The 25,901-nt window shown below is 61.2% G+C and carries 24 protein-coding genes and 2 tRNA genes; 16 read left to right on the top strand and 10 right to left on the bottom strand.

What is annotated here, in order from left to right; translation table 11 throughout:
- Window positions 1-11 precede the first annotated feature (11 nt).
- The 4 genes from AC1PUL_RS08975 to AC1PUL_RS08960 all read right to left on the bottom strand — a co-directional run bounded on the left by AC1PUL_RS08975 (window position 12) and on the right by AC1PUL_RS08960 (window position 2,110).
- Window positions 12-1,049, bottom strand: coding sequence for a cysteine synthase A (locus tag AC1PUL_RS08975; protein ID WP_480467944.1), 1,038 nt, complete (start codon window positions 1,047-1,049; stop codon window positions 12-14).
- Between the two features lie 209 nt (window positions 1,050-1,258).
- Window positions 1,259-1,510, bottom strand: a complete 252-nt coding sequence (locus tag AC1PUL_RS08970; protein WP_480467943.1) for a type II toxin-antitoxin system Phd/YefM family antitoxin — start codon at window positions 1,508-1,510, stop codon at window positions 1,259-1,261.
- A 94-nt stretch (window positions 1,511-1,604) separates the two neighbouring features.
- Window positions 1,605-1,859, bottom strand: coding sequence for a Txe/YoeB family addiction module toxin (locus AC1PUL_RS08965; RefSeq protein ID WP_480467941.1), 255 nt, complete (start codon window positions 1,857-1,859; stop codon window positions 1,605-1,607).
- Window positions 1,856-2,110, bottom strand: coding sequence for a type II toxin-antitoxin system Phd/YefM family antitoxin (locus AC1PUL_RS08960; protein ID WP_480467939.1), 255 nt, complete (start codon window positions 2,108-2,110; stop codon window positions 1,856-1,858). The genes AC1PUL_RS08965 and AC1PUL_RS08960 overlap by 4 nt, the downstream gene beginning before the upstream one ends.
- A 354-nt stretch (window positions 2,111-2,464) precedes the next feature.
- On the opposite strand from AC1PUL_RS08960, the gene AC1PUL_RS08955 reads away from it, so the two are divergent.
- Window positions 2,465-3,145 carry a hypothetical protein gene (locus AC1PUL_RS08955; protein ID WP_480467938.1) on the top strand — a complete coding sequence of 227 codons (681 nt, stop codon included), beginning with the start codon at window positions 2,465-2,467 and terminating at the stop codon, window positions 3,143-3,145.
- Between the two features lie 60 nt (window positions 3,146-3,205).
- Here the strand turns inward: AC1PUL_RS08955 and AC1PUL_RS08950 are convergent, their stop codons facing one another.
- From AC1PUL_RS08950 to AC1PUL_RS08940, 3 genes are all read right to left on the bottom strand, one after another.
- Window positions 3,206-4,651: a cryptochrome/photolyase family protein gene (locus AC1PUL_RS08950; RefSeq protein WP_480467937.1), complete on the bottom strand. Its 1,446-nt coding sequence runs from the start codon at window positions 4,649-4,651 to the stop codon at window positions 3,206-3,208.
- A gap of 117 nt (window positions 4,652-4,768) precedes the next feature.
- On the bottom strand, window positions 4,769-4,996 hold the full coding sequence (locus tag AC1PUL_RS08945) for a hypothetical protein (protein WP_185810381.1): 228 nt from the start codon (window positions 4,994-4,996) through the stop codon (window positions 4,769-4,771).
- Between the two features lie 185 nt (window positions 4,997-5,181).
- Window positions 5,182-5,256, bottom strand: a tRNA-Asn gene (locus AC1PUL_RS08940).
- Between the two features lie 164 nt (window positions 5,257-5,420).
- On the opposite strand from AC1PUL_RS08940, the gene AC1PUL_RS08935 reads away from it, so the two are divergent.
- Complete coding sequence (locus AC1PUL_RS08935; RefSeq protein WP_298464837.1) at window positions 5,421-5,702, top strand: purine-cytosine permease family protein; 282 nt, start codon at window positions 5,421-5,423, stop codon at window positions 5,700-5,702.
- 161 nt (window positions 5,703-5,863) lie between these two features.
- Window positions 5,864-6,115, top strand: coding sequence for a hypothetical protein (locus tag AC1PUL_RS08930; protein ID WP_480467935.1), 252 nt, complete (start codon window positions 5,864-5,866; stop codon window positions 6,113-6,115).
- Between the two features lie 270 nt (window positions 6,116-6,385).
- Here AC1PUL_RS08930 and AC1PUL_RS08925 read toward each other — a convergent pair whose 3' ends face one another.
- Window positions 6,386-7,240, bottom strand: a complete 855-nt coding sequence (locus AC1PUL_RS08925; RefSeq protein ID WP_480467933.1) for a hypothetical protein — start codon at window positions 7,238-7,240, stop codon at window positions 6,386-6,388.
- A 207-nt stretch (window positions 7,241-7,447) separates the two neighbouring features.
- Between AC1PUL_RS08925 and AC1PUL_RS08920 the strand changes: the two genes are divergently transcribed.
- The 7 genes from AC1PUL_RS08920 to exoR all read left to right on the top strand — a co-directional run bounded on the left by AC1PUL_RS08920 (window position 7,448) and on the right by exoR (window position 15,590).
- Window positions 7,448-7,521, top strand: a tRNA-Cys gene (locus AC1PUL_RS08920).
- Window positions 7,522-7,721: 200 nt separating this feature from the next.
- A complete protein-coding gene (locus AC1PUL_RS08915; protein WP_480467932.1) occupies window positions 7,722-8,390 on the top strand; it encodes a protein-L-isoaspartate O-methyltransferase family protein in 669 nt (222 codons plus the stop codon).
- 195 nt (window positions 8,391-8,585) lie between these two features.
- A complete protein-coding gene (locus AC1PUL_RS08910) occupies window positions 8,586-9,566 on the top strand; it encodes a PopZ family protein (protein WP_480467931.1) in 981 nt (326 codons plus the stop codon).
- Between the two features lie 114 nt (window positions 9,567-9,680).
- Complete coding sequence (locus tag AC1PUL_RS08905; RefSeq protein WP_480467930.1) at window positions 9,681-12,611, top strand: valine--tRNA ligase; 2,931 nt, start codon at window positions 9,681-9,683, stop codon at window positions 12,609-12,611.
- A gap of 436 nt (window positions 12,612-13,047) precedes the next feature.
- Window positions 13,048-14,253: an OmpP1/FadL family transporter gene (locus tag AC1PUL_RS08900; protein ID WP_480467928.1), complete on the top strand. Its 1,206-nt coding sequence runs from the start codon at window positions 13,048-13,050 to the stop codon at window positions 14,251-14,253.
- Between the two features lie 231 nt (window positions 14,254-14,484).
- Complete coding sequence (locus AC1PUL_RS08895) at window positions 14,485-14,766, top strand: hypothetical protein (protein ID WP_480467927.1); 282 nt, start codon at window positions 14,485-14,487, stop codon at window positions 14,764-14,766.
- A gap of 62 nt (window positions 14,767-14,828) precedes the next feature.
- The gene (gene exoR / locus AC1PUL_RS08890; RefSeq protein ID WP_480468544.1) at window positions 14,829-15,590 is read left to right on the top strand and encodes an exopolysaccharide production regulator ExoR; all 762 of its coding nucleotides are present in this window, start codon (window positions 14,829-14,831) and stop codon (window positions 15,588-15,590) included.
- Between the two features lie 73 nt (window positions 15,591-15,663).
- Here exoR and xth read toward each other — a convergent pair whose 3' ends face one another.
- Together xth and erpA are read right to left on the bottom strand one after the other, a co-directional pair.
- Window positions 15,664-16,449 carry an exodeoxyribonuclease III gene (gene xth / locus AC1PUL_RS08885; protein WP_480467926.1) on the bottom strand — a complete coding sequence of 262 codons (786 nt, stop codon included), beginning with the start codon at window positions 16,447-16,449 and terminating at the stop codon, window positions 15,664-15,666.
- Between the two features lie 6 nt (window positions 16,450-16,455).
- On the bottom strand, window positions 16,456-16,788 hold the full coding sequence (gene erpA / locus AC1PUL_RS08880) for an iron-sulfur cluster insertion protein ErpA (protein WP_480467924.1): 333 nt from the start codon (window positions 16,786-16,788) through the stop codon (window positions 16,456-16,458).
- A gap of 197 nt (window positions 16,789-16,985) precedes the next feature.
- On the opposite strand from erpA, the gene AC1PUL_RS08875 reads away from it, so the two are divergent.
- The 6 genes from AC1PUL_RS08875 (at window position 16,986) to scpB (ending at window position 25,891) form a co-directional block, all read left to right on the top strand.
- Entirely contained in the window at window positions 16,986-18,203 is a 1,218-nt protein-coding gene (locus AC1PUL_RS08875; RefSeq protein WP_480467923.1) for a deoxyguanosinetriphosphate triphosphohydrolase, read from the top strand.
- Between the two features lie 60 nt (window positions 18,204-18,263).
- Window positions 18,264-20,024, top strand: coding sequence for an arginine--tRNA ligase (gene argS / locus AC1PUL_RS08870; RefSeq protein ID WP_480467921.1), 1,761 nt, complete (start codon window positions 18,264-18,266; stop codon window positions 20,022-20,024).
- A 64-nt stretch (window positions 20,025-20,088) separates the two neighbouring features.
- A complete protein-coding gene (locus AC1PUL_RS08865; RefSeq protein WP_480467920.1) occupies window positions 20,089-23,127 on the top strand; it encodes an SPOR domain-containing protein in 3,039 nt (1,012 codons plus the stop codon).
- A gap of 127 nt (window positions 23,128-23,254) precedes the next feature.
- Window positions 23,255-24,283: a beta-N-acetylhexosaminidase gene (gene nagZ / locus AC1PUL_RS08860; RefSeq protein ID WP_480467918.1), complete on the top strand. Its 1,029-nt coding sequence runs from the start codon at window positions 23,255-23,257 to the stop codon at window positions 24,281-24,283.
- A gap of 71 nt (window positions 24,284-24,354) precedes the next feature.
- Window positions 24,355-25,152 carry a segregation and condensation protein A gene (locus AC1PUL_RS08855; RefSeq protein ID WP_480468543.1) on the top strand — a complete coding sequence of 266 codons (798 nt, stop codon included), beginning with the start codon at window positions 24,355-24,357 and terminating at the stop codon, window positions 25,150-25,152.
- A gap of 103 nt (window positions 25,153-25,255) precedes the next feature.
- A complete protein-coding gene (gene scpB / locus AC1PUL_RS08850; protein WP_480468542.1) occupies window positions 25,256-25,891 on the top strand; it encodes an SMC-Scp complex subunit ScpB in 636 nt (211 codons plus the stop codon).
- The last annotated feature ends 10 nt before the right edge of the window (window positions 25,892-25,901 follow it).

The following is a 25,901-nucleotide window of genomic DNA, read 5'->3' as shown; positions in this document are numbered from 1 at the left end:
TTCGATGGATATCAGACGGTCTCGAAGGGCAGATCGAAGGTCGGACGCTTTTCGAGCCAGGCCGGGACCGGCAGACCCTTCGAGCGCAGGAAATCCGGGTTGTAGAGCTTCGACTGGTAGCGATTGCCATAGTCGCAGAGGATCGTCACGATGGTGTGGCCGGGGCCGAGATCCCGGGCGAGACGCATGGCGCCGGCGATATTGATACCCGAAGAGCCGCCAAGGCAGAGGCCCTCGTTTTCGACGATGTCGAAGACGATGTCGAGCGCTTCGGAATCCGGGATCTGATAGGCGAAATCGGGCGTGAAGCCTTCGAGGTTCGCGGTGATGCGTCCCTGGCCGATGCCCTCGGTAATCGAAGAGCCCGAGGATTTGAGCTCACCATTCTTGTAATATTCGTAAAGGGCTGCCCCTTCCGGATCGGCAATGCCGATCTTGACGCCAGGCTTCCTGTTGCGAAGGCCAATCCCGGTGCCGGCCAGCGTGCCGCCCGAGCCGACCGCGCAGATGAAGCCGTCGACGGCGCCGCCGGTCTGCTCGAAGATTTCCTTCGCAGTCGTTTCGATATGGGCGTCACGGTTGACAGTGTTGTCGAACTGGTTGGCCCAGATCGCACCGTTGGGCTCGCTCTTCGCAAGCTCGGCGGCGAGGCGGCCGGATATCTTCACATAGTTGTTCGGGTTCTTGTAAGGGACAGCCGGCACTTCGACGAGTTCGGCGCCAAGCAGTTTCAGCGCGTCCTTCTTTTCCTGGCTCTGGGTCTCCGGGATGACGATCACGGTGCGATAACCAAGCGCCTTGGCAACAAGGGTCAGCCCGATTCCGGTATTGCCGGCCGTGCCCTCGACGATCACGCCGCCGGGACGCAGGAGCCCGCGCCGCTCGGCATCACGGATAATGAAGAGGGCGGCACGATCCTTCACCGACTGGCCGGGATTGAGAAATTCGGCCTTGCCGAGAATGGTGCAGCCGGTCGCCTGGGAGGCGCCTTTCAGCCGGATGAGAGGCGTATTGCCGATCGCCTCGAGCACGGAAGGGTGGAATGCCATGATGTCTGCCTTTTTTGTCTGACGCGGACACTAGAACCAAAAGCGCGGGGAAGAAAACCGGAAAACCACACGAATTTGTCCTTCTGGACAAGATTATGCGGAGGGCGATCAGCGCGGAACGAGAACCGGTCTTTTCGGCCTCGGGGCCGTCAAAGGCAAGGAATGGCTTTTCGCGGTGGGCCGAGGGGAGGGAAAATGCGTTCGGGAAGCTAGGTTCGGAGGGCTCCAGGTGAAACGCTGTGGATCCCGATATCAGCGGGGCCGGGATAGGACATCAGGAACTCGCCGAAATTCGTCCTGGGCTTTGTCATCACACGCTTCGCCGCCTCTCCGGCCTCGACGCTTACCAGCATAGCGATCGGCTTACCGTGGCGGGTAATCGTGACGAAGGCACCGGCGGCGGCTTCATCGACAAGGCTGGCAAGTCCGACCTTGGCAAGGGCAACGCTCACGCTCGACATGCGCGCCTCCGAAAATGACTAGAATTGGTCAATTTATTGCATGGTGGAGGATCGGGCAAGCGGGAGCTTGGTGCGGGCGGAGGCCCTCAAGTGATCAGTAGCGATGCCGGCATTGCGCGATCAGCTGCGCATCGTCCGTTGGCCGATAGACGAGACGATGCTCCTGATCGATCCGCCGCGACCACCAGCCGCGCAACTCGCCCCGCAGCGGCTCCGGCTTGCCGATGCCCTGAAACGGAGACCGGCTGCTTTCCTTGATCAATTGATTGATGCGCGCCAGCATCTTTGGATCGGTGGACTGCCAATACAGATAGTCCTCCCAGGCGCGCGCATGGAAGATTAGCTTCACTCCGAGAGCTCGCGCACCTCGCCCTTGCCGTCATCGAGGTCGCGCACTGCTTCAAGCAGGCGTTCGGCGTTGCGGGGGCTCTTCAAGAGGTGCTGCGTTTCCTCATAGGAGGCAAAATCCTCCACCGACATCAGAACGGCGGCGGGCTTGCCGCGATCACGGGTGATCAGCACAGGCGTCCGGTCTTCCGTCACGCTGTCGAGCAGGGAGGCGAGGTTCTTGCGCAGGTCGCTGTAGGATGTGGTTCTCATGGAACTATTGTACCTGATTGCGTACAGGAGGCAAGTGCGGTCGATTGACACCCAAGGGCAACGCGTGGAGCCCCCCTCTGCCCTGCCGGGCATCTCCCCCACAAGGGGGGAGATCGGCCTTGCTGTCGGCCTCGCGCCCGTCTTTGGTGCCGTAAACAGATCGGCACTCGCGGCACCCACTCTCCCCCCTTGTGGGGGAGATGTCACGCAGTGACAGAGGGGGGTATGATTCCACACGCGCAGACGTCGACTTCCTGTGTCGATTGTTACAAATTGAAGCATTCTCTTCATCGGATCTTCACGCCTGACCGGGAAGTCTGCAGATCATGCGGCTCAAGGTTGTGGGGGGGGGTGATGCGAAGGATTGTCGCGGCTTTGGCCCTGTGTCTGCCGCTGTCAGGCTGCGATCTCTTCGGTTTCCACGATTGGGAGTGGCACCAGAAATTGACGGTGTCCGTGATGACGCCGGACGGGTTGAAAAGCGGGAGCGCGGTGGTCAGTGTCAATGTCTACGACACACCAAGCTGGTGGGGTATTGGCGACTTCAGAGGTGCGGGTGCCAGCAGCCTGTCCGGAGAGGCCGTGACGGTCGATCTCGGCAACGGCCGCTATCTGTTCGCGCTGTTGCGGAACTACAGTCATGAGACGGCACGCGAAACCTTCTTTACGAGAGAAGAGCAGCCCCGGACGAAAGCGGAGGTCGTCGCGGTCTATGATCGGCTAGAGAAGATGCGCGGCTCGCGCGAGCTTGCGAGCAAACACTATCCGCTACTCGTCAGCTTTGACGACATCAACGACCCGGCCAGCGTCCGCCGCGTCGAGCCCAACAATCTCTCGGCCACATTCGGCCACGGCTTTAGGCTCAATGCCATCACCTTGTCGATCACCGAACAGCCGGTGACACAGGGCTTGGTTCAGAAGATACTGGGATGGCTAACGGCATATCCGGAACAAGGACTTAGCCCGCCAACTGATAGAACGACCGATATTCCCTTCTCCAGAAGAGTCTCTCATGGTGACTTTTTAAGAGATTGAGCCGGAGGGGTATTTTGAGCAGATGCAGAAAGTCTCGGGCGCAAAGCGCCTACACACACCTCACTCCGCCTTCAACCCCTGAAACGCCGCCATCGCAGCATCCCTGGCCTTGCCGTGATCGACGATCGGCTTCGGATAGGTCTTGCCGAGGCTGACGCCGGCGTCCTTCAGCACAGTGAGCGGCGCCTCCGATGGCTTGTGGATGAACTTGGCTGGCATGGCCTTCAGCTCCGGCACGAAGCGGCGGATATAGGCCCCTTCGGGGTCGAATTTCTCGCCCTGGCTGGTCGGGTTGAAGATGCGGAAGAAGGGGGCGGCGTCGGCGCCGGAGCCGGCGACCCATTGCCAGCTGGCGGCATTCGAGGCCGGGTCGGCATCGACAAGCGTGTCGCGGAACCAGCGCTCGCCGCAGCGCCAGTCGATGAGCAGGTCCTTGATCAGGAAGGAGGCGGTGATCATGCGCACGCGGTTGTGCATCCAGCCGGTCTGCCAGAGCTGGCGCATGCCGGCATCGACGATCGGATAGCCGGTCTGGCCGCGCTGCCATTTTTCCAAAAGGTCCGGCGCCTCGCGCCAGGGGAAGGCGTCGAACTTGGCATTCCAGTTTTTGGTCGCGAGATCCGGGAAATGGAAGAGCAGGTGATAGGAGAAGTCGCGCCAGACGAGCTCCTTGCGGAAATGGATGACGTCCTCCAGCGGATAGCTCTCGGGCAGGCCGCGCGTGGCATGCCAGACGGTAAAGGGCGAGATTTCGCCCAGGGCCAGATGCGGCGAGAGCCGGGAGACATGTTCGCTCGCCGGCAGGTCGCGGCCGCTGCGATAGTTCTTCAGCCCGTCCTTGATGAAGGCGGCCAGGCGCTTCTCCGCGCCCTTCTCGCCCGGTTGCCAATGCCCGTCGAAGGATGCGGCCCAGTTGGGTTTGGTCGGCAGAAGCGCCCAGCTGTCGAGCGCTTCGCTGTCGGGAAAGCGATCGGGCGCGCCAATGGCCTTCGGCGCCGGGATCGGCTCGGGCGGCTCGCCGGCGCCGTCGAGCGCCTTCCAGAACGGCGTATAGACGCGGAAATGTCCGCCCGCACCGGTTTTCAGCTTGGTCGGCTCATGCAGGATCTGGCCGGCAAAGGTGCGCACGTCGATGCCCTCGGCAATCAGGCTGGCCTTCAGCTCCTTGTCGATGGCAATGCCCGGCGGATCATAGCGCCGGTTCCAGAACACGGCTTTCGCGCCGGTCGTGGCGATGACATCGCCGATGACCTCTGCCGCCGAGCCGCTCCGCAGGATGAGTTGCGAGCCGAAAGCCTTGAGATCCTCGGACAGAGCCTGAAGCGAATGATGCAGCCACCAGGCCTGTGCTGCCCCGAGCGGCCCGGTACCGGCATGCTCGGGCTCGCGTATATAGAGAGGAAGAATGCGATAACCCTCGTTGACGGCGGTCGACAGGGCTGCGTTGTCGGCGAGCCTCAGGTCCTTGCGAAACCAGAGGATGAGCGTCTTGTCCGGATGGGGCATGCAATATCTTCTTCGTTGGCTTTCCCTGCCATACGAAGCCGGAGGGGGAGGGGATCACGCGGCAATCACGAATCTGCGCGTCGAAAGGCGCAGGTGATGGTCGTCGCTCAACGCGCTTCAGGCGGCAGAGCGACCCGGGGCCACACGACGCGCCTGCTCTGCGCGGATCATCGCCATGATCTGCTGGGCGTTTTCGCGGACATAGAGGCGGTGCAGCTTTTCGGCGACCGGGGCGGTCGTCAGCAGGCAGGTATAGCCCTCCCGCTCGTACCAGCGGAAATCCACCACATTGTCCATGTTGACGTAGAAGGGAAAGCCGTCCCCGTCGTGAAGCTCAAGCCACATCGGCCGTCCTCCTTCAATGCCTGTCCGTTGAGGCAAGGAGATAACAGGCAAAGGTGAAGACGGGGTTTCGAGGGTGTTGTCTGAAACACCACCGCCAGATCTGGCGGGCAAGCAAAGCGGCCGGAAAAGAAAGACCAGAAAAGAAAAGGCCCGCCGCTGTGTTCAGCGCGGGCCTTTGAAAGAGATGGCTCCCCGGGCCGGATTCGAACCGGCGACCTGTCGATTAACAGTCGAATGCTCTACCGCTGAGCTACCAGGGAACAGCCGCTTGGCGCGGTGTGAGCGGGGTAATACTGATGCTCGCTCCGTTTGCCAAGCGGTTTTTCAAAAAAAATGTCATCACCTTGTTTTTAATCGTGGGCTCACCATCTGGATGGCGGGGAGAGAGGGACGCAGAACCGCCGAAATGCAGGGAGTTTCCTAGATGTCTGAACGCCGTTACCGCCTCGATCAAAAGCGGGGCCGTCTGGTCCTTGGCAGTGTCGAGATTCCGGTGCCGCGCTCCCGTACGGGAAGAATCGCCACCGGTGCCGCGCTGGTCGGCGGTGGCTTCCTCGGTTTTCTTCCCATTCTTGGCTTCTGGATGGTGCCGCTCGGGCTGCTCGTCCTTTCCCATGATCTGTCCTTCGTCCGCCGCAAGCGCAGACGGGCAACCATCTGGTGGTATCGCCGCAAGACAGAAGCCGGTGCCGGCGCACGAGGCTGAGGCAAAGGCTGGACGACCGACCGGCCATCGAGTGGCGAGCAGCACGTGTCATAGTGAAATGACCGCATGGGCGACGGCGGCCTAGGGTGCCCGGACCGGACGGGGAAACCGAACTGCGATTCGCGTGGTTGGTTCCCGGACGGACAAAGGAGCGTTACCCGATGAGCTCAACGCCCGACATGACGACGATCCTGACGCCCGCGGACTTCACCATCATGGAGGACGCCATGCGGGCCGCCACGCCGATCAAGGGGCGGATCGCGCTTGATGACGGGCATCGCGAAGCGGTCGGCAAGGCCGTCATCCGGCTTTACACGGCAGGCATGACCGATCCCGGCCGACTGGCCGATGCGGCCATGGCCATGGCGGCCATCAGGCTCCTCGACCGCCGTCGCTGGCGCGGCGACGGCTGAGGAGGCCCTCCAAAGGACACGCATGACGCATCGTTGAATTGGCGTCCGCTCTTCTGGCAACGATTGGTACGCCGCAGCACGTAATCTTGGCTAGGTTCGCCTCCGCCTGAGCGGGGATCAGCACGTGCGCGTCGGTTTTTGAATTCCAAGACCTTCGCTTGTCCTACGCGCGCTCGCCGTTTTTGCAGCGCGTAAAGAAATTGGTAGACGCGAGAGACTTAAAATCTTTCGCTTCGATATGGCCTTGAGCCTCTTCTCTTCGCCGAAGCCCTAGTTTGTTCTCGATGCGGCCTCGGTCAAATGCTTAGCCATTTCCTCGTCAAGCGTTGTTATGAAGCGGATTGGGCAGTTGGGATTTCTCATCTCCTCAGGAATCTCCCGGACAACTACGTGTTTCCATCGAGGTCGCGCCATAACAGCGATAACAAACAGCTCTTCTCCGAAGCTGAGCAGCAAAGAAAGCAACTCTTCCATCCCGGCGACGATGGGGCTCATCACAGCTTTCCGCGCCTGAGTTTCCCGACCCCATGCAGGGGGTGCTATGGTCGGCCCGAGCGCGCGGAAGTTATCTATGACTAGTCGATCCCGACCATCCTCACGGTGCTCCACTGCATTTCTTCTCTTTATCAGTTCGGCAATCCATGGCTCGTTTGCCTGTAGAAATGGCACTAGCGGGTGGTCGGGCCCGAGCGTCTTGATGCTCCACTTCTCAGCCTCGCTTGATTGACTTCGCATCCGCCAAAATCGCCGAGCTTCTGGTTTAAACGACGCTCCCCAGAGAGTATTGAAGACAGGGACCAGATCTCTGAGGTATTGCGTAGCGGTCATCAGGAACCCTTCGACATCCGCCTCGAGATCTATCACGTAGGGGAGTTTCTTGGGGTTGATAGGACCGCTGGCTTGCCAGTGCTCGAGTTGGTCACGCTCTGCCAATTTTATGCGGTATGCGTGGTCGTAACACCTGAGAAGGCGCAAGTGGGTCTGATGCATCAGCCCGGTCAAACGATTCTGTTGCGCGTCAGATATTTCGATCCATTTGAGAAGTTCAAAGGTCTGTAGCGTTAGTCTAGCAACGATCGGATTCGTGGAGCCATGGTTTGAGATCAGTTGCATGTTGAATGGCATGGCTGCGCACCTCCAAGATAACTCCTCTTATCGCAGCACCTAAGGCGCACTTAATCAATGACACGCTGGGCATAAATTGGTTATGCCGAGAACCCATCGCGAACATCATTTCAGAAAATTAAAAGGCCTCTTTTCAGAAAATGGGTCTTGCGGTTTTTTTGGAACGCGTCTAAATCCGCGCCACCACACGCACTTTTCTACTCGGATGGCCTCGTGGCGGAGTGGTGACGCAGAGGACTGCAAATCCTTGTACCCCGGTTCAATTCCGGGCGAGGCCTCCATCCGAACTTCCCCAGATCGAGACGTTCATTCGCTGCCGCATCGGCAATATTGCGCAACTGCCCGCGCGGTTGCGTCACTTCGCAACCGCGATATTCTGGTGCGCGACGGGAAGACCGGCTTGAAAGCGTCTCGGGCTGCAATTAAAGACACGGGATGAATAAGCCGCTATGGCCGGTCGACACGGGGCGCGAATGAAATGATGGATTACGCAGCAGCACGCACCAAGATGGTGGACAATCAGATCAGGACGACGGACGTCACGTCCCATTCCGTGCTGACCGCCTTCCTTTCGGTGCCGCGCGAAGCCTTCGTTCCGGCCGAGCTGAAGCCACTCGCCTATATCGACGAGGACATGCAGGTGGTGCCCGCTGCCAACGGCAATCCCCCGCGCTACATCATGGAGCCGTCGCCGCTTGCCAAGCTCTTGCAGTTGGCCGTGATCACCAAGGACGATGTCGTGCTCGAGATTGGCTGTGGCGCCGGCTATGCTGCAGCGCTCCTGTCGCTGCTCGCGGGTTCGGTTGTTGCGACTGAAAGCGACGAAGTATTGGTCGCCAAATCGACCGCAACACTCTCCGAACTCGGCTACGACAATGTTGCCGTCGTTTCCGCAAAGCTCGAAGACGGCTATGCGGCCGAGGCGCCCTATGATGTGATCTTCGTCAACGGTGCCGTGGAGCACCTGCCCGAGGCTCTTTTGACGCAGCTGCGCGAAGGTGGTCGTCTGGTGGCCGTTGTCGGCTACGGCAATGCCGCGCGCGCTCGTCTCTACGTCAAGAACGGCGGGATCACTTCCTACACCGAGTATTTCAATGCCGCCGTGAAGCCGCTGCCGGGCTTCCGCAAGGCTGCCGAATTCGTCTTCTGAGCGAAAGCCCAGAGCGCATTTTCAAAAAGCCCGCCGCGTGCGGGCTTTTTCGTGCCGGCGCAACAAAGCTGTGCATCACGGCAATTCATTGCCTGGGCGTGATTTTTTTCCGCAAGAGCGTATCCTAGGGTGAGCGCGAATTGGCCCAGCGGCAAACTTCGGGGTCGATCGTTTCTGAGGACAACGGGGATTAGTATGGCTCAGCCAAGCGTAGCGCGTGAACCGTCCATGGAAGAGATCCTGGCATCCATTCGCCGGATCATCGAGAGCAATGATCCGGTGAACGGCGGCAACCCGTCACTGGAGGCCTCGACGCGGTTCGAGGAACAGGACGCCGGCGATGCCGACAGCGCCTATGACGGCGGCGATTTTGTCGCGGCCAATGATGCAGGTCCGTCCTTCCCGATGCTGCAGCGCGAGCTGCCGCAGGCGGAACTGCCTCCACATCGCGAGCCAGCCCAGCCGGTAGCGCCGGAATCCACAAGAAGCGTTTCTCTCGCTGATCTCGCCGCCCGTGTGCGCTCGGCATCCGATCGAATGGAGCGTCCGGTCCAGCCGCAGGCGCCGACAATCTCGGCCGCGCCGGTGCAAGTCACCGTGACCCAGCCGCGTCGCGAAATGCCTTCCGTTGCGGAAGAGCAGCCAAGGGCGCCGGCACCAATGATGGCGGCGCGTCTATCCGAAATGCGCGATCAGCAGCTGCGCCCCTCGTTGACGACAGGTTCGTCGCAACCGGTCTTGCAGTCTGCCATGCCCGGTGTCGAGCGTGCGGAAGATCCGGCCTCGCCGATGGTGATGGCACGCATGGCGTCGCTCGAGGTGCAGGTCGAGCGCAAGGAGCCGACTTTCCTTGATGCCCCCATGGAGCCGGAGTATCCGGCGACGGACGAGCGGGTAGAGCCGATCATGCCTTCCCTCGAACTGCGCCACGAGCCAGAGCATGAGAGCCGTGACCTGACGGCACTGGTGTCTGCCGCGACCGTCGAGCAGGTCTCGCGCTCCTTCTCCGAACTCGCCGCCGCCTTTGACGGTACCGAGCGCCGTTCGCTGGACGAGATGGCCGAGGAAATGCTGCGCCCGATGCTGAAGGATTGGCTCGACGACAACCTGCCGACGCTGGTGGAGCGCCTCGTGCGGGAGGAAATCGAACGCGTCGCCCGCGGTCCGCGACGCTGATTGAAGCATCCTCCGGGATCATGGGCCGCTCGCAAGGGCGGCCTTTTTTATTGACTTGGTTTTGCCAGTCCTATTTACAAACCCCCATCCAGAACTCGAAAATCCGGTCGGAAAATGCTCGAAAAGACCTATGATTCAGCCGCCGTCGAACCGAAAATCGCCAAGGCATGGGAAGACGCCGATGCGTTTCGTGCCGGTGCAAACGCCAAGCCGGGCGAGGACACCTTCACCATCGTGATCCCGCCGCCAAACGTGACCGGTTCGCTGCATATGGGCCATGCGCTGAACAACACGCTGCAGGACATCATGGTCCGCTTCGAGCGCATGCGCGGCAAGGATGTGCTGTGGCAGCCGGGCATGGACCATGCCGGCATCGCCACCCAGATGGTTGTCGAGCGCAAGCTGGCCGAAAGCGGTCAGAACGTCACCCGCCGCGACATGGGCCGCGAGGCCTTTATCGAGAAGGTCTGGGAGTGGAAGGAAGAATCCGGCGGCCTGATCTTCAACCAGCTGAAGCGCCTCGGCGCCTCCTGCGACTGGTCGCGCGAACGCTTCACCATGGACGAAGGCCTGTCGGCCGCCGTCCTAGAAGTCTTCGTCACGCTCTACAAGGAAGGCCTGATCTATCGCGGCAAGCGCTTGGTCAACTGGGACCCGAAGTTCGAGACCGCGATTTCCGACCTCGAAGTCGAGAACAAGGAAGTTGAAGGCCATATGTGGCACTTCAAGTACCCGCTCGCGGGTGGAGAAACCTATACCTATGTCGAGAAGGACGAGGACGGCAACGTCACCTTCCAGGAAGAGCGCAACTACATCTCGATCGCGACGACGCGGCCTGAGACCATGCTCGGCGACGGTGCGGTTGCCGTCCACCCTTCGGATGAGCGTTACGCCGCGATCGTCGGCAAGCTCTGCGAGATCCCAGTCGGGCCGAAGGAGCATCGCCGCCTGATCCCGATCATCACCGACGAATATCCCGATCCGAAATTCGGCTCAGGCGCGGTCAAGATCACCGGCGCGCATGACTTCAACGACTATCAGGTCGCCCGCCGCAACAGGATCCCGCTTTATCGCCTGATGGACACGCAGGCGAAGATGCGCGCCGATGGCGAGGATTATGCCGTCTATGCAGCACGGGCGCTCGAGATCGCCAAGTCTGGCCATCTGCCGAACGAGGCCGAGGTCGACGACATCAATCTGGTGCCGGAAGAGTATCGCGGTCTCGACCGCTACGAAGCCCGCAAGCGGATCGTCGAGGCGATCAATGCCGAAGGTCTCGCCGTCACCACCAAGGACGCCGATGGCAACGACATTCCCTATGTCGAATCCAAGAAGATCATGCAGCCGTTCGGCGACCGTTCCGGTGTCGTCATCGAGCCGATGCTGACCGATCAGTGGTTTGCCGATGCCAAGACCTTGGCAGAACCGGCGATTGGTTCCGTTCGCGAGGGGCGCACCAAGTTCGTGCCGAAGAACTGGGAAAAGACCTATTTCGAGTGGATGGAAAACATCGAGCCCTGGTGCATTTCCCGCCAGCTCTGGTGGGGACACCAGATCCCGGCCTGGTATGGCCCCGATGGCCAGGTTTTCGTCGAGAAGACCGAGGAAGAGGCGCTGCACGCCGCCATCCAGCACTACATTGCCCATGAAGGTCCGTGGAAGGCGTGGGTCGAGGAGAAGCTCGAAAACTTCAAGCCGGGCGAGATCCTGACCCGCGACGAGGACGTGCTCGACACCTGGTTCTCGTCGGCACTCTGGCCCTTCTCGACGCTCGGCTGGCCGGACAACACGCCGGAACTGGCGAAATATTACCAGACCGACGTTCTCGTCACCGGCTTCGACATCATCTTCTTCTGGGTCGCCCGCATGATGATGATGGGCCTGCACTTCATGAAGGATGAGGAAGGCAATCCGGTCGAACCCTTCCACACGGTCTATGTGCACGCGCTGGTTCGCGACAAGAACGGCCAGAAGATGTCGAAGTCGAAGGGCAATGTCATCGACCCGCTCGAGCTGATCGATGAATATGGTGCCGACGCACTGCGCTTTACGCTGGCGATCATGGCGGCCCAGGGCCGCGACGTGAAGCTCGATCCTGCCCGCATTGCCGGCTACCGCAACTTCGGCACCAAGCTGTGGAACGCCACCCGCTTTGCCGAGATGAACGGCGTGAAGGCCGATCCGGCTTTCCTGCCGGAAACGGCGTCGCTGGCGATCAACCGCTGGATCCTGACCGAGCTTGCCCGCACGGAGGGAGAAGTCACTGAGGCGATAGAAAATTATCGCTTCAACGACGCCGCCGGCAGCCTCTACCGCTTCGTCTGGAACCAGTTCTGCGACTGGTATCTGGAACTTCTCAAGCCCGTCTTCATGGGCGAGGATGAACAGGCGAAGAAGGAAGCACAGGCCTGCGCCGCCTATGTGCTGGAGCAGATCTATAAGCTGCTTCACCCCTTCATGCCCTTCATGACCGAAGAGCTCTGGGCCCATACCGCAGGCGAGGGTGCTTCGCGTGATACTTTGCTCTGCCATGCCGACTGGCCGGCTCCGGAATTCTCCGACGAGAATTCTGCAGCTGATATCAACTGGCTGATCGACCTCGTTACCGGCATCCGCTCGGCCCGGTCGGAAATGAACGTACCTCCGGGTGCTGTCGCACCGCTCGTGGTCGTCGGCGCCAATGGTGTCACCCAGGAGCGGCTGTTGCGCCACGATGCTGCGATCAAGCGTCTTGCCCGCGTCGAGACGATCACCGTTGCCGATGCCGCGCCGAAGGGCGCCGCCCAGATCGTCATCGGCGAGGCGACCGCCTGCCTGCCGCTGGGGAGCCTGATCGATCTGTCCGCTGAGAAGGCGCGTATCGAAAAGGCGATCGCAAAGGTTGATCAGGAGCTGGCGCGCATTGCCGGCAAGCTCGGAAACGAGAAGTTCGTCGCCAATGCCAATCCCGAGGTGGTTGCTGCCGAGCGTGAACGCCAGCAGGAACTCGAAACGCAAAAGGCGAGCCTTTTGACTGCGCTTTCGAGGGTTATCGAGGCCGGTTGAACCGCCCACACCTCAGGAATGATATTCTAAAGGTCGGATTCCTCATCCGGCCTTTTTGTTGTTGCATTGCACTATTGAAAAGCCTTGCATCTGGAGGCGCTGAAATCGATTCTGGCCGGTATTCTTCTGCTCTGGATGGGTCCGGAGGTCGATGAAGGGCAAGATGCTCAAATTTCGGTCATCAATCACGATGGGCGGGCCTGTGGCCGTGATGCAACGCTTGGTCGCGTAGTGAGTATAAGATTCTAAATCAGGGTCGCTTCACGCCTGGGTGTGGAAATATCATCCAAGAAAGGCTCGTATTGACGTGCGCGTCAAAAACATTACGTAAAAATTTCTGTAATGGAACACTCCTGTGATCTGCGTCACCCGATTGCCATCCCGTCATACATCATTAGTATGCCCAATCACAGTTTTGCCTGAATTGGGGAGAGACATGGCGAACCATTTGATGAAGACAACCGCACTCGGTCTGATTGCAGCATGCGCATTCGTGGGAGGCGCGCAGGCGGGCGGTCTTGAACGGGCCGGCTACAACATCGACCTTCTGTTCGATCCGGGCCAGTATGTGTTCGAGAGCGGTGTGACCTATGTTGCGCCGGATCGTTCTCTTAAGAATGTGCGCGATACGGACGCTACCAACGGCAACTTGACCCCGCGCGGTGACGGTGGGACTCAGACCGAGAACTATTTCGTACCGCGAGTGGGGTTCAAGGCAGGCCTCACCGAGGGCGTTGAGTGCATGGCTGACTACTCGCAGCCATGGGGCTCTCACACGAAGCCTGGGACAAGCTGGGCGGGCGCCAACGATAACGTTGAGACCAAGGTAAACAGCCACAACTATGCTTTGACCTGCTCCTACAAGTTTGATGTAGGCCCGGGTCAGTTGCGTCTGATTGGTGGTGGTTTCTATCAAGAGCTTAATGGCTTCCAGGAGAAGCTCGGAAACCCCGCTCCGGCGGCAGGCTTTACGGGTGTTGGGCGTCTTGATCTCGAAGGAGACGGCTACGGCTGGCGCATCGGCGCTGCCTACGAGATTGAAGAATATGCTTTGCGCGCAAGTCTCGTCTACAATAGCCAGGTAAAGCTCGATGACATCACCGGCACTCGTGACACCCGTCTCGTCATTGCCGGTGGAGCGCTGCAGAATGTCTACGGGTCTGCGAACATGCCAGACTCGTTGGAAATGAAGGTGCAGAGCGGCGTGGCGCCCGGCTGGCTGGTTTTCGGTTCCGTGAAATGGACCGATTGGAGCCAGCTTCAGAAGATTCGCTTCTTCAACCGGGCGAACAACCAAGAGGTGGCAACCCTGGATCTGGGGTACCGGGATGGTTGGGCGGTGTCTGGTGGCGTTGGTCACAAGATCAACGATCATTGGAGCGTCGCGGGTAGCTTGACCTGGGATCGCGGCACGTCGCAGGGCTTCGGCTTCCAGACCGACACTTGGACATTCGGTACTGGCGTATCGTACACGCCGACTGAGAATGTCGAGTTGCGCCTTGCCGGTGCATTGAGTGTTTTGACGTCTGGTTCGTCCGGCCGGGTTGTCTTGGCAGGCGAAACCTATGGCGCCGGATCCAGCTACGACTTCGGCACCGACCTCGCAGCAGCAGTTTCGACCTCGCTGAAGGTTCGTTTCTGATCTTTCGACGCTGAGACTTGATTGAAGCCCGGCTTGTCCGGGCTTCTTTCGTTTCGAGCCTTGCAACCGTCTTTCAGCTTTCCAGAATGTGATGAATCTGCAACAGCCCATCTATCCTTCGCGGCGGGGTGCGCGTGTGCCCAATTTGTCCATTTCCCGCCACAAACGGAGAGCACCGGTGTTGCACGAAACGGCGGGGGCTGTTTCCGGTGGTGGCGTTAAGAGTTTCACATGAGCCTCTGGGGCGAAAATTCGGTGCTGAATGCAATGACTTCGGTCGCTTTTGGGAAGCGGCCAGACTGTTTAAAAGGAAAAACGGAGGCACCGCGGTCGATCGCCCCGGTCTTGCCGGAAAGCCAGTCTAGTCTGCTCGCTATGCTGACAAAATCGACAATGAGCCGGGATGGAAGCTCCGATCGGAAAAACGATTATGAACCGTCTGTTCATCGGTTGACTGTATTCTTCAAATCGGGCGCAGCCGACTTCGCCGAAAATGCGGGGCGCGGCTTCTGATGTCCATCATGACTTGGAAATTGTGCGGACCCATGCGTCTCGGTGACTGGAAGACTTCGGCAATGCTTCTGACGGCAGCCTTTCTGCTGTCATCAAGCCCGTCCGCCCGCGCCTTTGACATCAATACCGGCGTCAACAAGGAGTCCGGTCCCTTCGACCTCTTCAAGTTCGGCTTCAATGCCTACAAGAAGGGGCAGAAGGAAGAGGCCGTCGAAGCCTATCGCTATGCAGCCGAGAAGGGCCACACGGGGTCGCGCTGGGCGCTCGCCAACATGTATGCGGCCGGTGACGGTGTCGTCGAAAACGACTTCGAGGCCTTTAAGATCTACGCGGAAATCGCCAATCAGGGCGTTGAGCCCGGTTCTGCGGATACCGGCTTTTTCGTCAACGCGCTCCTGTCGCTTGCCCGTTATTATCGTCAAGGCATTCCCAACAGCCCGGTCAAGGCGGATCTCTCTCAGGCCCGGCAGATCTACTTCCAGGTAGCCTCGACCTTCGGCGTGCCGGAAGCGCAGTTCCAGCTCGCGCGCATGATCCTGGCGGGCGAGGGCGGCGGCGTGAACGTCCAGCAAGCCAAGAAGTGGCTGAACATGGCCCGTAAGAGCGGCCATGCCGGCGCCATGTCCGTCTTTGGCAACGTGTTGTTCGAAGAAGGCCAGACCGTTCGCGGTCTTGCCTTCCTGACAGCCGCGCTCGATCGCTGCAATCCGAAGGATTGTCCCTGGATGCAGGAGCTGCAGGAACGCGCCTTCTCGCTGGCATCAGAGGATGATCGGCGCGTGGCCGTCGCACTTGCGCCGCAGGTCTACGAACAGGCCGACTGATTGGTCTTAAGACGGTGGATACGACAATGGGCGCCTCGGCGCCCATTTTCATGTCTGATATCCACTCAGTCTTTCAGAAAGCGAAATGCCCCACGACCGGCACGTGGTCGGACGGCTTTTCCCAGGCGCGTACGTGCTTTTCGATGGCGGTCGACCGCAGGCGGTCAGAGGCTTCCGGCGACAGCATCAGGTGGTCGATGCGGATGCCGTTGTTCTTCTGCCAGGCACCGGCCTGATAATCCCAGAAGGAAAACAGCGGCGTCTCGTCATTCGTCGCGCGCACGGCATCAACGAAGCCGAGGTTTTCCAGCCTCCGGAATGCAGCCCGCGTCTGCGGCAGGAACAGTGCGTCGGTCACCCACTGGCTCGGGTCCTTCGCGTCATGGGGCTCGGGAATGACATTGTAGTCGCCGGCCAGGATCAGCGGCTCCTCCAGCGCCATGCGGTCACGTGCGAAGGCCTCAAGGCGCGCCATCCAGGCGAGCTTGTAGGGATACTTGACCGGATCATCGGAGGGGTTGCCGTTCGGCAGGTAGAGCGAGACGACGCGTACCACGCCACCTTCGACCGAGAAGACACCCTCGATGAAACGGGCCTGTTCGTCGGTATCGTCGCCTGGAAGGCCGCGATTGACTTCGTCGGGCTTGATCTTGGAGAGCAGCGCCACCCCGTTGAAGCCCTTCTGGCCATGGGTCTCGACATGATAGCCGAGCGCTTCGATCTCGAGGCGTGGGAAACCCTCGTCGACGGACTTGATCTCCTGAAGGCAGACGATGTCGGGCTGACTGTCCTTAAGCCACTGGCACAGGTTTTCGATGCGCGCCTTGACGCCGTTGATGTTCCAGGTGGCTATTTTCATCATCACTCACACGGAGAAGCTGGTGCCGCAGCCGCAGCTCGCCACCGCATTGGGATTCTTGATCTGGAAGGACTGGCCAAGCAGGTTGTCGACGAAATCGATCTCGGACCCGGCCATGTAGATGATCGACATCGGGTCGATCAGCACGGTGGCGCCATCGCGCTCTATGACGATGTCGTCGCCGGCGGGCTGGCCATCCAGGTCGAACTTGTAGGAAAAGCCGGAACAGCCTCCGCCTTCCACCGACACGCGGAGTGCCTGCTTGTCGGCTTCGGCAGCAACGATCGCCGCGATTCGCTTTGCAGCGGCTTCGGAAAGGGTGACGGTTTCGGTGCTCATTTGGCCTCCTGCCGGGTTCAAGGCCCGGTGAAAACGGTCTTAGTCTCTGCAAATCACCACATTGTCACGCAAAAGCGCGATTTTTTATCCGGCGTGGCGGTCCGAAACCGGTTCGGAACTCGCATCGCCTTGCGGCTTTGTCCGCTATAGGTATGAAGGCACACGAGTTGCGTCAATGGGGAGCAAGCGGCACGCGCATGACGATCGATCAAGCGGCACTGGGTTTCGGCACCGGCGAGAGGGCGGTTTATGCCACCAATCCGTGGAAAAGCCGTGGCCGGCTCTTCGAGGAGGGTGGAAGCCTCACCCGTTCCGATTTCCAGCGTGACCGTGACCGCATCGTCCATACGACCGCCTTTCGCCGGCTGAAGCACAAGACCCAGGTCTTCATCGGGCCTGATGGCGATCACTATCGTACCCGTCTCACCCACACGATCGAGGTGGCGCAGATCGCCCGGGCGCTGGCGCGTGCCCTGAAGCTCGACGAGGATCTGGCGGAAGGCGTGGCGCTTGTCCATGATTTCGGCCACACGCCCTTCGGCCACACCGGCGAGGATGCTCTGCACGAGGTGCTGAAGCCCTATGGCGGCTTCGACCACAATGCCCAGTCGCTGCGCATCGTCACCAAGCTGGAGCGACGCTATGCCGATTTCGACGGGCTGAACCTCACCTGGGAAGCGTTGGAAGGCCTGGTCAAGCACAATGGCCCGCTGCTGACGAAAGACGGGCAGGGGACACGTGGTCCTGTTCCGCAGCCGATCCTCGATTATTGCGAGATCCATGACCTGGAACTGGCAAGCTTTGCCGGCCTCGAAGCCCAGGTTGCCGCCATCGCAGACGACATTGCCTACAACACCCATGATATCGATGACGGCCTGCGCTCCGGCTATCTGACTTTCGACATGCTGGAGGAGGTGCCCTTCCTTGCCGGCCTGATGAAGGAAGTGCGCGATCGTTATCCGCATCTCGACCCTGACAGGTTCACCCACGAGATCATGCGCCGCCAGATCACGCGGATGGTCGAAGACGTGATTTCCGTGGCACAGGAGCGGTTGAAAAAGGTCGAGCCGCAGAGCGTGGAGGATATCAGGGCAGCCTCGATGACGATCGCCACTTTCTCCGATCAGATGGCCGAGACCGACAAGGCGATCAAGAAGCTCTTGTTCAGCCGCATCTACCGCCATCCCGACATCATGCGGATCCGCGCCGCCGCTGCCGAGATCGTCACCGATCTCTTCAATGCCTACATGGCCGACCCGAAGCTGATGAAAAGCCACTTCTGGGTGAACCACATTTCCGGTCTCAATGACGGTCAGAAAGCCCGCCATGTGGGCGACTATCTCGCCGGCATGACCGACACCTATGCGGTGCGTACGCATCGCGAGCTGTTTGACCGGACTCCCGAATTGCGATAGGCACCCGACGAAATTCTTAAGGAAACGCCGGGGCTGAGCGCCGGCGCGCAGGGATATGCCATGAACCTTTTCGCCGATTTCGAAATCCGGATCAAAGCAGCGCTCGACGAGATCGAGGCGGTGCGCGAGAAGCGCGACAGCCTCGACTTCAGCCGCATCGTCGTCGAACCGCCGCGCGACGCGAGCCATGGCGATGCTGCGACCAATGCCGCGATGGTACTCGCCAAGGGCATGGGCATGAACCCGCGCGCGCTGGCCGACCTGATCGGCGAGAAGCTGAAGCAGGATCCTGATATCGCCGAGGTCGGCGTTGCCGGTCCGGGCTTCATCAACATCCGTCTCTCGGTCGCCTACTGGCAGCGGCTGCTTGCCACGATGATCCAGCAGGGTACGGATTTCGGACGCTCTTCGGTTGGCAAGGGCCACAAGGTCAATGTCGAATATGTCTCGGCCAATCCGACCGGTCCGATGCATGTCGGCCATTGCCGTGGCGCCGTCGTCGGCGACACGCTGGCCAACTTGCTCGGCTTTGCCGGCTACGAGGTGACCAAGGAATACTACATCAACGATGCCGGCGCGCAGATCGACGTGCTCGCACGCTCCGCCTTCCTGCGCTACCGCGAGGCTCTGGGCGAGACGATCGGCGAAATCCCCGCCGGCCTTTATCCGGGCGACTATCTCGTTCCCGTGGGCAAGGCGCTGGCCGATGAATACGGCACAAAGCTCCTGACCATGCCGGAAGACGAGATGCTCGCCATCGTCAAGGACAAGGCCATCGACGCGATGATGGCGATGATCCGCGAGGATCTGGCGACCTTGAACGTCCATCACGACATCTTCTTCTCCGAGCGGACACTGCATGCCAATAACGCCGCAAAGATCCGCACGGCGATCAACGACTTGACCTTCAAGGGCCATGTCTATCGCGGCACGCTGCCGCCGCCGAAGGGCCAGCTGCCGGAAGACTGGGAAGATCGCGAGCAGACCCTGTTCCGCTCGACGGAGGTCGGTGACGATATCGACCGACCGCTGATGAAGTCGGATGGTTCCTACACCTATTTCGCCGCCGACGTGGCCTATTTCAAGGACAAGTTCGACCGCGGCTTCTCCGAGATGATCTATGTGCTCGGCGCCGACCATGGCGGCTATGTGAAGCGGCTCGAGGCCGTCAATCGGGCCGTCTCCGAAGGCAAGTCGAAGCTCACCGTTCTGCTCTGCCAGCTGGTCAAGCTCTACCGCGACGGCGAGCCGGTGAAGATGTCGAAGCGCTCGGGCGATTTCGTCACGCTGCGTGAAGTGGTCGAGGAGGTCGGCCGCGATTCGGTGCGCTTCATGATGCTCTACCGGAAGAATTCCGAGCCGCTCGACTTCGACTTCGCCAAGGTGACGGAGCAGTCGAAGGACAATCCGGTCTTCTACGTGCAGTATGCCCATGCCCGCTGCATGTCGATCCTGCGTCAGGCGAAGGAAGCCTTCCCGGACCTCGAAGTCGAGACGCTCGACCTCGCCGGTGCCGTCATGGGACAGATCGAGGACCCGACGGAACTGTCGCTGGTCGCGAAGCTTGCCGAATATCCCCGCATTATCGAGGCGGCAGCACTGTCGCAGGAGCCGCATCGACTTGCATTCTACCTGCATGATCTGGCAAGCTCGCTGCATGCTCACTGGAATAAGGGCAAGGACTCGCCCGAATTACGCTTTGTTAACGATAAACATAGAGAATTAACCATCGCCAGGCTTGGGCTGGTGCATGCTGTCGCCTCCGTGTTGAAGTCGGGACTGGCCATTACTGGCACCGAAGCACCGGTCGAAATGCGATAGTATCGTCACCAATTCCCCACATTGCGCTGGCAGGCGTTGAGTCGCGTGAGTGAGTGGAACAGGTATGGTACAGAAGCAGGCTGCAAACAGCATTCGGTCGCACAGCGACGACTTCGCCGATGATGATCCGTTGGCGGAGCTCGCCCGCATTGTCGGTTTCGACCAGCCGCTGAAGCGCGAGCCCGTCGTCTCGCTGCCGCAGGCGCCGCAAATGGGCTCTGCAGAGTTCAATCTCGAAGATGAGTTGATCCGCGAATTCGAGGGTTACGAGGCTTCGCCGTCTCCATCCTCCTATGCGCCGCCACTCGCTGCGCCCGAGCCGGTCGCTCCGCGTGCCGTTGAGGCTGAGGCTTATCAGCCTCCGCAGCGTCGTGAAGAGCCGCGCTTCGAGCCGGCGCCTCCTGCGTTTGAGCCCGCGCAACACTCAGCCTATGAAGCTCAGTCGGTCGCCTATGCCGAGCCGGTCTCGTCCTATGGTGATGACGATGTGGCAGGTCCAGACCTGGCTGTGGTTGACCACGACGAGCAGCGCGCTCAGCGTGACATGCTGGTCATGGCGCGCGTCGAGCCGGAAATTTCCTTCGATCTGGCGGACGAGCTGGAATTTGCGGTGGCGGATGCGGATGTTCGGCCGACCATGCCCGTCGCGCCGCAGCAGCCTGTGCAGCCGGAGCCGCCCCGTCTTCGTCTTCCGCTTGCCAATTTTGCCGCCCAGCCGGTTCGTCGTGCCGAGCCTGAGGTGGCGGTGGAGCCGCGTCTTGGCTCTGATTTCAATCTCCAGGATTTTGGTACGTCGAGACTTCCGGAGGTGGTAGCCCCGCAAGCACCCGCCGTTCTGGATTTCGGCAAGGCGAGCTTCGACTGGGCCGCAGGTCCGGTGGAGGCAATTCCAACGGCCGACGCGAAGCCGGAGCCGGTCGTGCCGGCCGCCGTGCCCGCGTTTGAAGTCCGCGTGGACAGCCCCGCGATGCCGGAGCCGCGTGCGGTATCTGTTGCTCCGACAGCAGCTCCCGTGCAGATGGCGAACGCGCCGCAGCGCGATGAGCCTGACTTCAGTTTCGATTTCCTGGACGAGCTGGCGCTCGACGAAGACGTCGAAATCACCCCCAAGGTTGAAGCCTCCGTTTCTCAGTTTCCCGCGCCGAAGGCTTTGGACGATGATTTTGATCCGTTCCGTGATCAGGAATTCGATCTGCAGCTAGATGATATCGAGCTTGATCTTTCGGACCTTGATGTCGCTCCCGAAAAGCCAGTGGCGCAGCCGACAGCATCCGTAACGGCGCCGGTTTATGCCCCAGCCGCTGCGCCGGTTCGGTTCGAGCCGGCCATCTCGCCCTCATCCTATAGTCCAGAACCGGTACAGCCCGCCTATACGCCGACGCCTTCTGTGGCAGCAGCGGGGTTTCAGCCTCCCATGACAAGGCCTGCCGCCGCGGCGCCCGTCCCGGCGAGCGAGCCGATGCGTCCCGCAGCGACGGCTCCCGACAATTTCGGTTTCGATCCCTCCGAGATCTCCGAGCAGGATGATTTTGTCGAAACTCTGGTCGGTTTGGACGTGCCAGATGTTCCGGTCGCCGAGACGCGGGCCCCACAGGCCGCGCAGTCCGACTATGACATCGATATCGATGCGGAGTTGGCGACGCTGTTCGAGCAACCGGCCGCGCCGGTGTCGAAGCAGGCAACCCCGATTGCAACAAGCCGTGTGGCTCCGATGGCTGCTCCGGCAGCAGCGCCCGCAACCCGCGCCTCGGCAGCACCGCTCGACGATTATGATGCATTCGAAAAGGCGCTGGAGGAAGATTTCCGCAGCACCATGACGGCACCCGGTGCTTTTGAGCCGGAACGCCGTGGCCATATCACGATCGCTGGCGAAGGGCGTGGTTTCCGCTTCCGTCATGTGAAACCCTATCTGATGGCTGGCACTGCAGTGATCATGCTGCTTGCAGGGGCCGGTGGTCTCTATGCCTGGCTTGGCAGCGGCGCTGTCGGCACGTTGAGCGGCGGTGAGCCCGTGGTCATTGCGGCTGACGATACGCCGGTGAAGATCGTTCCGGAGGATCCGGGCGGCAAATCGGTGCCGAACCAGGACAAGGCTGTCTATGATCGTGTGGCCGGCAATGGTGTCGAAGATCCCCAGCAGCCGAGCCTGATCTCGTCTGAAGAAGAGCCCGTGGACGTCGTCCAGCGGACGCTGATCCCGGAGACCCTTCCGATGGAAGGTGGCAACGAGAGCATGGCGACGCCGGTCGGCGAAACCGAGGATCCGCGTCTGCTGCCCGATGGTCAACCGCAACAGGCTGCCGCGGAGGACCCTGCAACGATTACGCCGCGCCGCGTGCGCACCATGATCGTGCGTCCCGATGGCACGCTGGTCGCTCAGGAAGCACCCGCTGACCCGGCTCCTGCGCCGATCGAAACCGCTGCTGCAGCGCCGCAGCAGACCGCCGCTGAAGTGCCGGTTCTGGCACCACCGAGCGTGCCGACGACAAATACGAATGATACGGTTCAGACCGTTGGTACCCGTGTGGTGACCCCGGGCGGTGCGACCGACGCGGCAGCGCCGGCAAGCACGCCGGCTCCGACAAACGTCGCCGCCGCCGCAACACAGACCGACGTGCAGGCTGCTGCCGAGACTGTGGCTCCCGCAGCCCCCGTCGATGCATCAGCTCCGCGCGCGCCGATCCCGACGACCCGCCCGGCCGATCAGCCGGTCAATGTTGTCGGCACCGTGACCGACCAGGGCAACCTTCGTCCGGGCCAGCCGGCTGCACCCGCACCGGCAGAGCCCGCCGCTCAGACCGAAGTCGCCGCAGCATCTCCGGCTGCCGCAGCGCCTGCGCCAGCAGCATCGGCGCCATCAGGCGGGTTCGGCGTCCAGATCGCGTCGCTTCCCTCCGAGGCGGATGCCCAGCGAAGCTACCGCAGCCTGTCGTCCAAGTTCGGCAATGTCCTGGGCGGCAAGCCCTGGGAAATCCGTCAGGCCGACATTCCCGGCAAGGGCACCTTCTACCGCGTCCGCATCGTCGCGGACTCCCGGGAAGAAGCCGTGGCACTTTGCGAACAGTATCGTGCCGCCGGCGGTAGCTGCCTCGTTTCGCGCTGATATCAGACCCGATACCCAAGCCATCGAGAGGCGGAACCCCGTGTTCCGCCTCTTTTCCTGTGTATGAGCCTCTCTGGCTTTCACCCGATCCCTTCGGCTTTTTCCTTCCCCTCGATATGGTCTTCCCATGACAGCACATTCCCGTCCCGCCAAAGCCATGATCCTCGGTTGCCTCGGTCAGCGTCTCACCGCCGACGAGAAGGCCTTCTATCGCGACGAGCAGCCCTGGGGCTTTATCTTGTTCGGCCGCAATATCGGCGAAGCGGAGCAGGTGAAGGACCTTGTCGCCGAGATGCGCGACACGGTCGGTGGGGCCGCCCATGTGCCGGTTCTGATCGATCAGGAAGGCGGACGCGTGCAGCGCATCCGCGAGCCGATCGCGCCGCGTTATCCCTCCGGCGCCGACCTCGGCGCGCTCTACCATCTGAACGCCGAGAAGGGCCTGCGCGCGGCCTGGCTGATGTCGCGCCTGCATGCCTTCGATCTTTATCGCCTCGGCATCAATGTCGACTGCCTTCCGGTGCTCGATGTTCCAATCGAAGGCGCCTCCAACGTCATCGGCAATCGCGCCTATTCGAATGATCCGCATGTGGTCGCGAAGATGGGACAGGCGGCTGCCGATGGCCTGAAGGCGGGGGGTGTTCTGCCCGTGATGAAGCATATGCCCGGCCATGGTCGCGGCATGGCCGACAGCCATCACGAACTGCCTGTCGTCACCGTGCCGCGTGCCGAACTCGAGGCCCATGATTTCGTGCCGTTCAAGGCGCTCGCCAGCGAATTGATGGGCATGAGCTGCCATGTCGTGTATACCGACATCGACCCCGATCACCCGGCCTCGACCTCCAAGATCGTCACCGAGGAAATCGTGCGCAAGGCGATCGGCTTTGAGGGCTTGCTGATGTCCGACGATATCTCGATGAATGCGCTCAAGGGCACGATCGGCGAACGGGCGGTGCGTATTGCCGCCGCCCTCGACGTCGTCCTGCATTGCCATGGCCATATGGACGAGATGACAGGGGTCGCGGCTGCCGTGTCGGAACTCTCCGGTAAGGCACGCGCCCGCGCCGATTCCGTGGAAGCGGCGTTCGGCCAGCCGGACAATGCCGATGAGCAGGCGCTGCGCGACGAATTCGCCAGCCTGATGGCGGTCGCCTGATGGCGCGCGGCCCGGTCCAGCCGACGATCTTGAACCGGCCATCCCAGGGGGAGACGCCGACGCCGACGCCGATGGACAGCCTCTGGCAGGACAATGCCGAGGAGAGGGCCGCAAGCGACCCCGCACTGCTGATCGATGTCGCAGGCTTCGAAGGTCCGCTCGACCTTCTGCTTTATCTCGCCCGCAACCAGAAGGTTGATCTTGCCCGCATCTCGGTGCTGGCGCTGGCCGAACAATATCTGTTGTTCATCGAGAGTGCGCGACGCATCCGCATCGAACTCGCCGCCGACTACCTCGTCATGGCCGCCTGGCTCGCCTATCTCAAGTCGCGTCTTTTGATCCCGCAGCAGCCGAAGGATGACGGGCCCTCAGGCGAGGAGATGGCTGCGACGCTTGCCTTCCGCCTTAAACGGCTGGAGGCCATGCGCGAGGCCGCGACCCGGCTGATCAACCGCAACCGTCTCGGTCGTGATGTCCATGCGCGGGGTGCCCCCGAACATGTGCCGTCGCGGTCCGTCAGCGCCTATGAAGCCTCGCTGTATGACCTGCTGACGGCCTATGCCGCGCTGCGCCAGCGCCAGGCGATCACACAGGTCACGATCGAGAAGCGCCGCGTCTGGTCGCTTTCCGATGCGCGCGGCATCCTCACCCGGATGATCGGCGAAATCTCCGACTGGACGGCGCTCGACCATTTCCTGCTCCGCTACCTGCCGAGCCCCGAGGAGCGCGTGACCGCCATTGCCAGCGCCTTTGCCGCCTCTCTCGAACTGGTGCGCGAGGGCCGCCTCGAAATTCGCCAGGAGGGCGCCTTCCAGCCGATCTATATGCGCAGCGGCCCGAGGGCCGAGGCCCTGAAAGCGGTGGAGTAAGCCCTTGGCCGATATTGACGATCTCGAGCCCGAAGATGGCGTTGACGCGGAGGAGGGCGGTCATTCTGCATCGCTCCGCGCCGAACTCGACCGCCGCGAGGCGCTGAGGATCGCCGAAGCCCTGGTCTTCGCCTCAGCCCAGCCTGTTTCGACCGCCTTCATCGAGGAGCGCCTGCCGCGCGGTGTTTCGGCCGGCGAAATCCTCCATCAGTTGAAGGAGGAATACGCTTCACGTGGCGTCAATCTCGTGCAAGTCGAGGATCACTGGGCCTTCCGTACGGCGGCCGATCTCTCCTTTGCGATCCGCAACGACGAGGCCGAGGTCAAGAAGCTCTCGCGCGCCGCCCTCGAAGTGCTGGCCATCATTGCCTATCACCAGCCGGTCACCCGCGCCGAAATCGAGGACATCAGAGGCGTGCAGACATCCAAGGGCACGCTGGATGTGCTGATGGAGGCCGGCTGGGTACGCTTTCGCGGCCGCCGCCGCTCGCCGGGCCGCCCCGTGACGCTCGGCACGACCCGGGATTTCCTCGACCATTTCGGCTTGGAAGAGCTGCGCGACCTGCCGGGTCTCGAAGAGTTGAAGGGGGCAGGGCTGCTCTCCGGTCGCATCCCCGCGAACTTCAACATCCCGCTTCCCATGGGCCATGACGAGCTGACCGAGGAGGAAGATCCGATCACCCAGCTTGATCTGGAGGAACTCGGCCTCTTGACTCCGGGCGGTGAAGCAGACGAATAGGGTCAGCTTT

The sequence above is a fragment of the Rhizobium sp. P43 genome (genome assembly GCF_056730705.1).
This window is presented reverse-complemented; position numbering and strand designations above follow the sequence as displayed.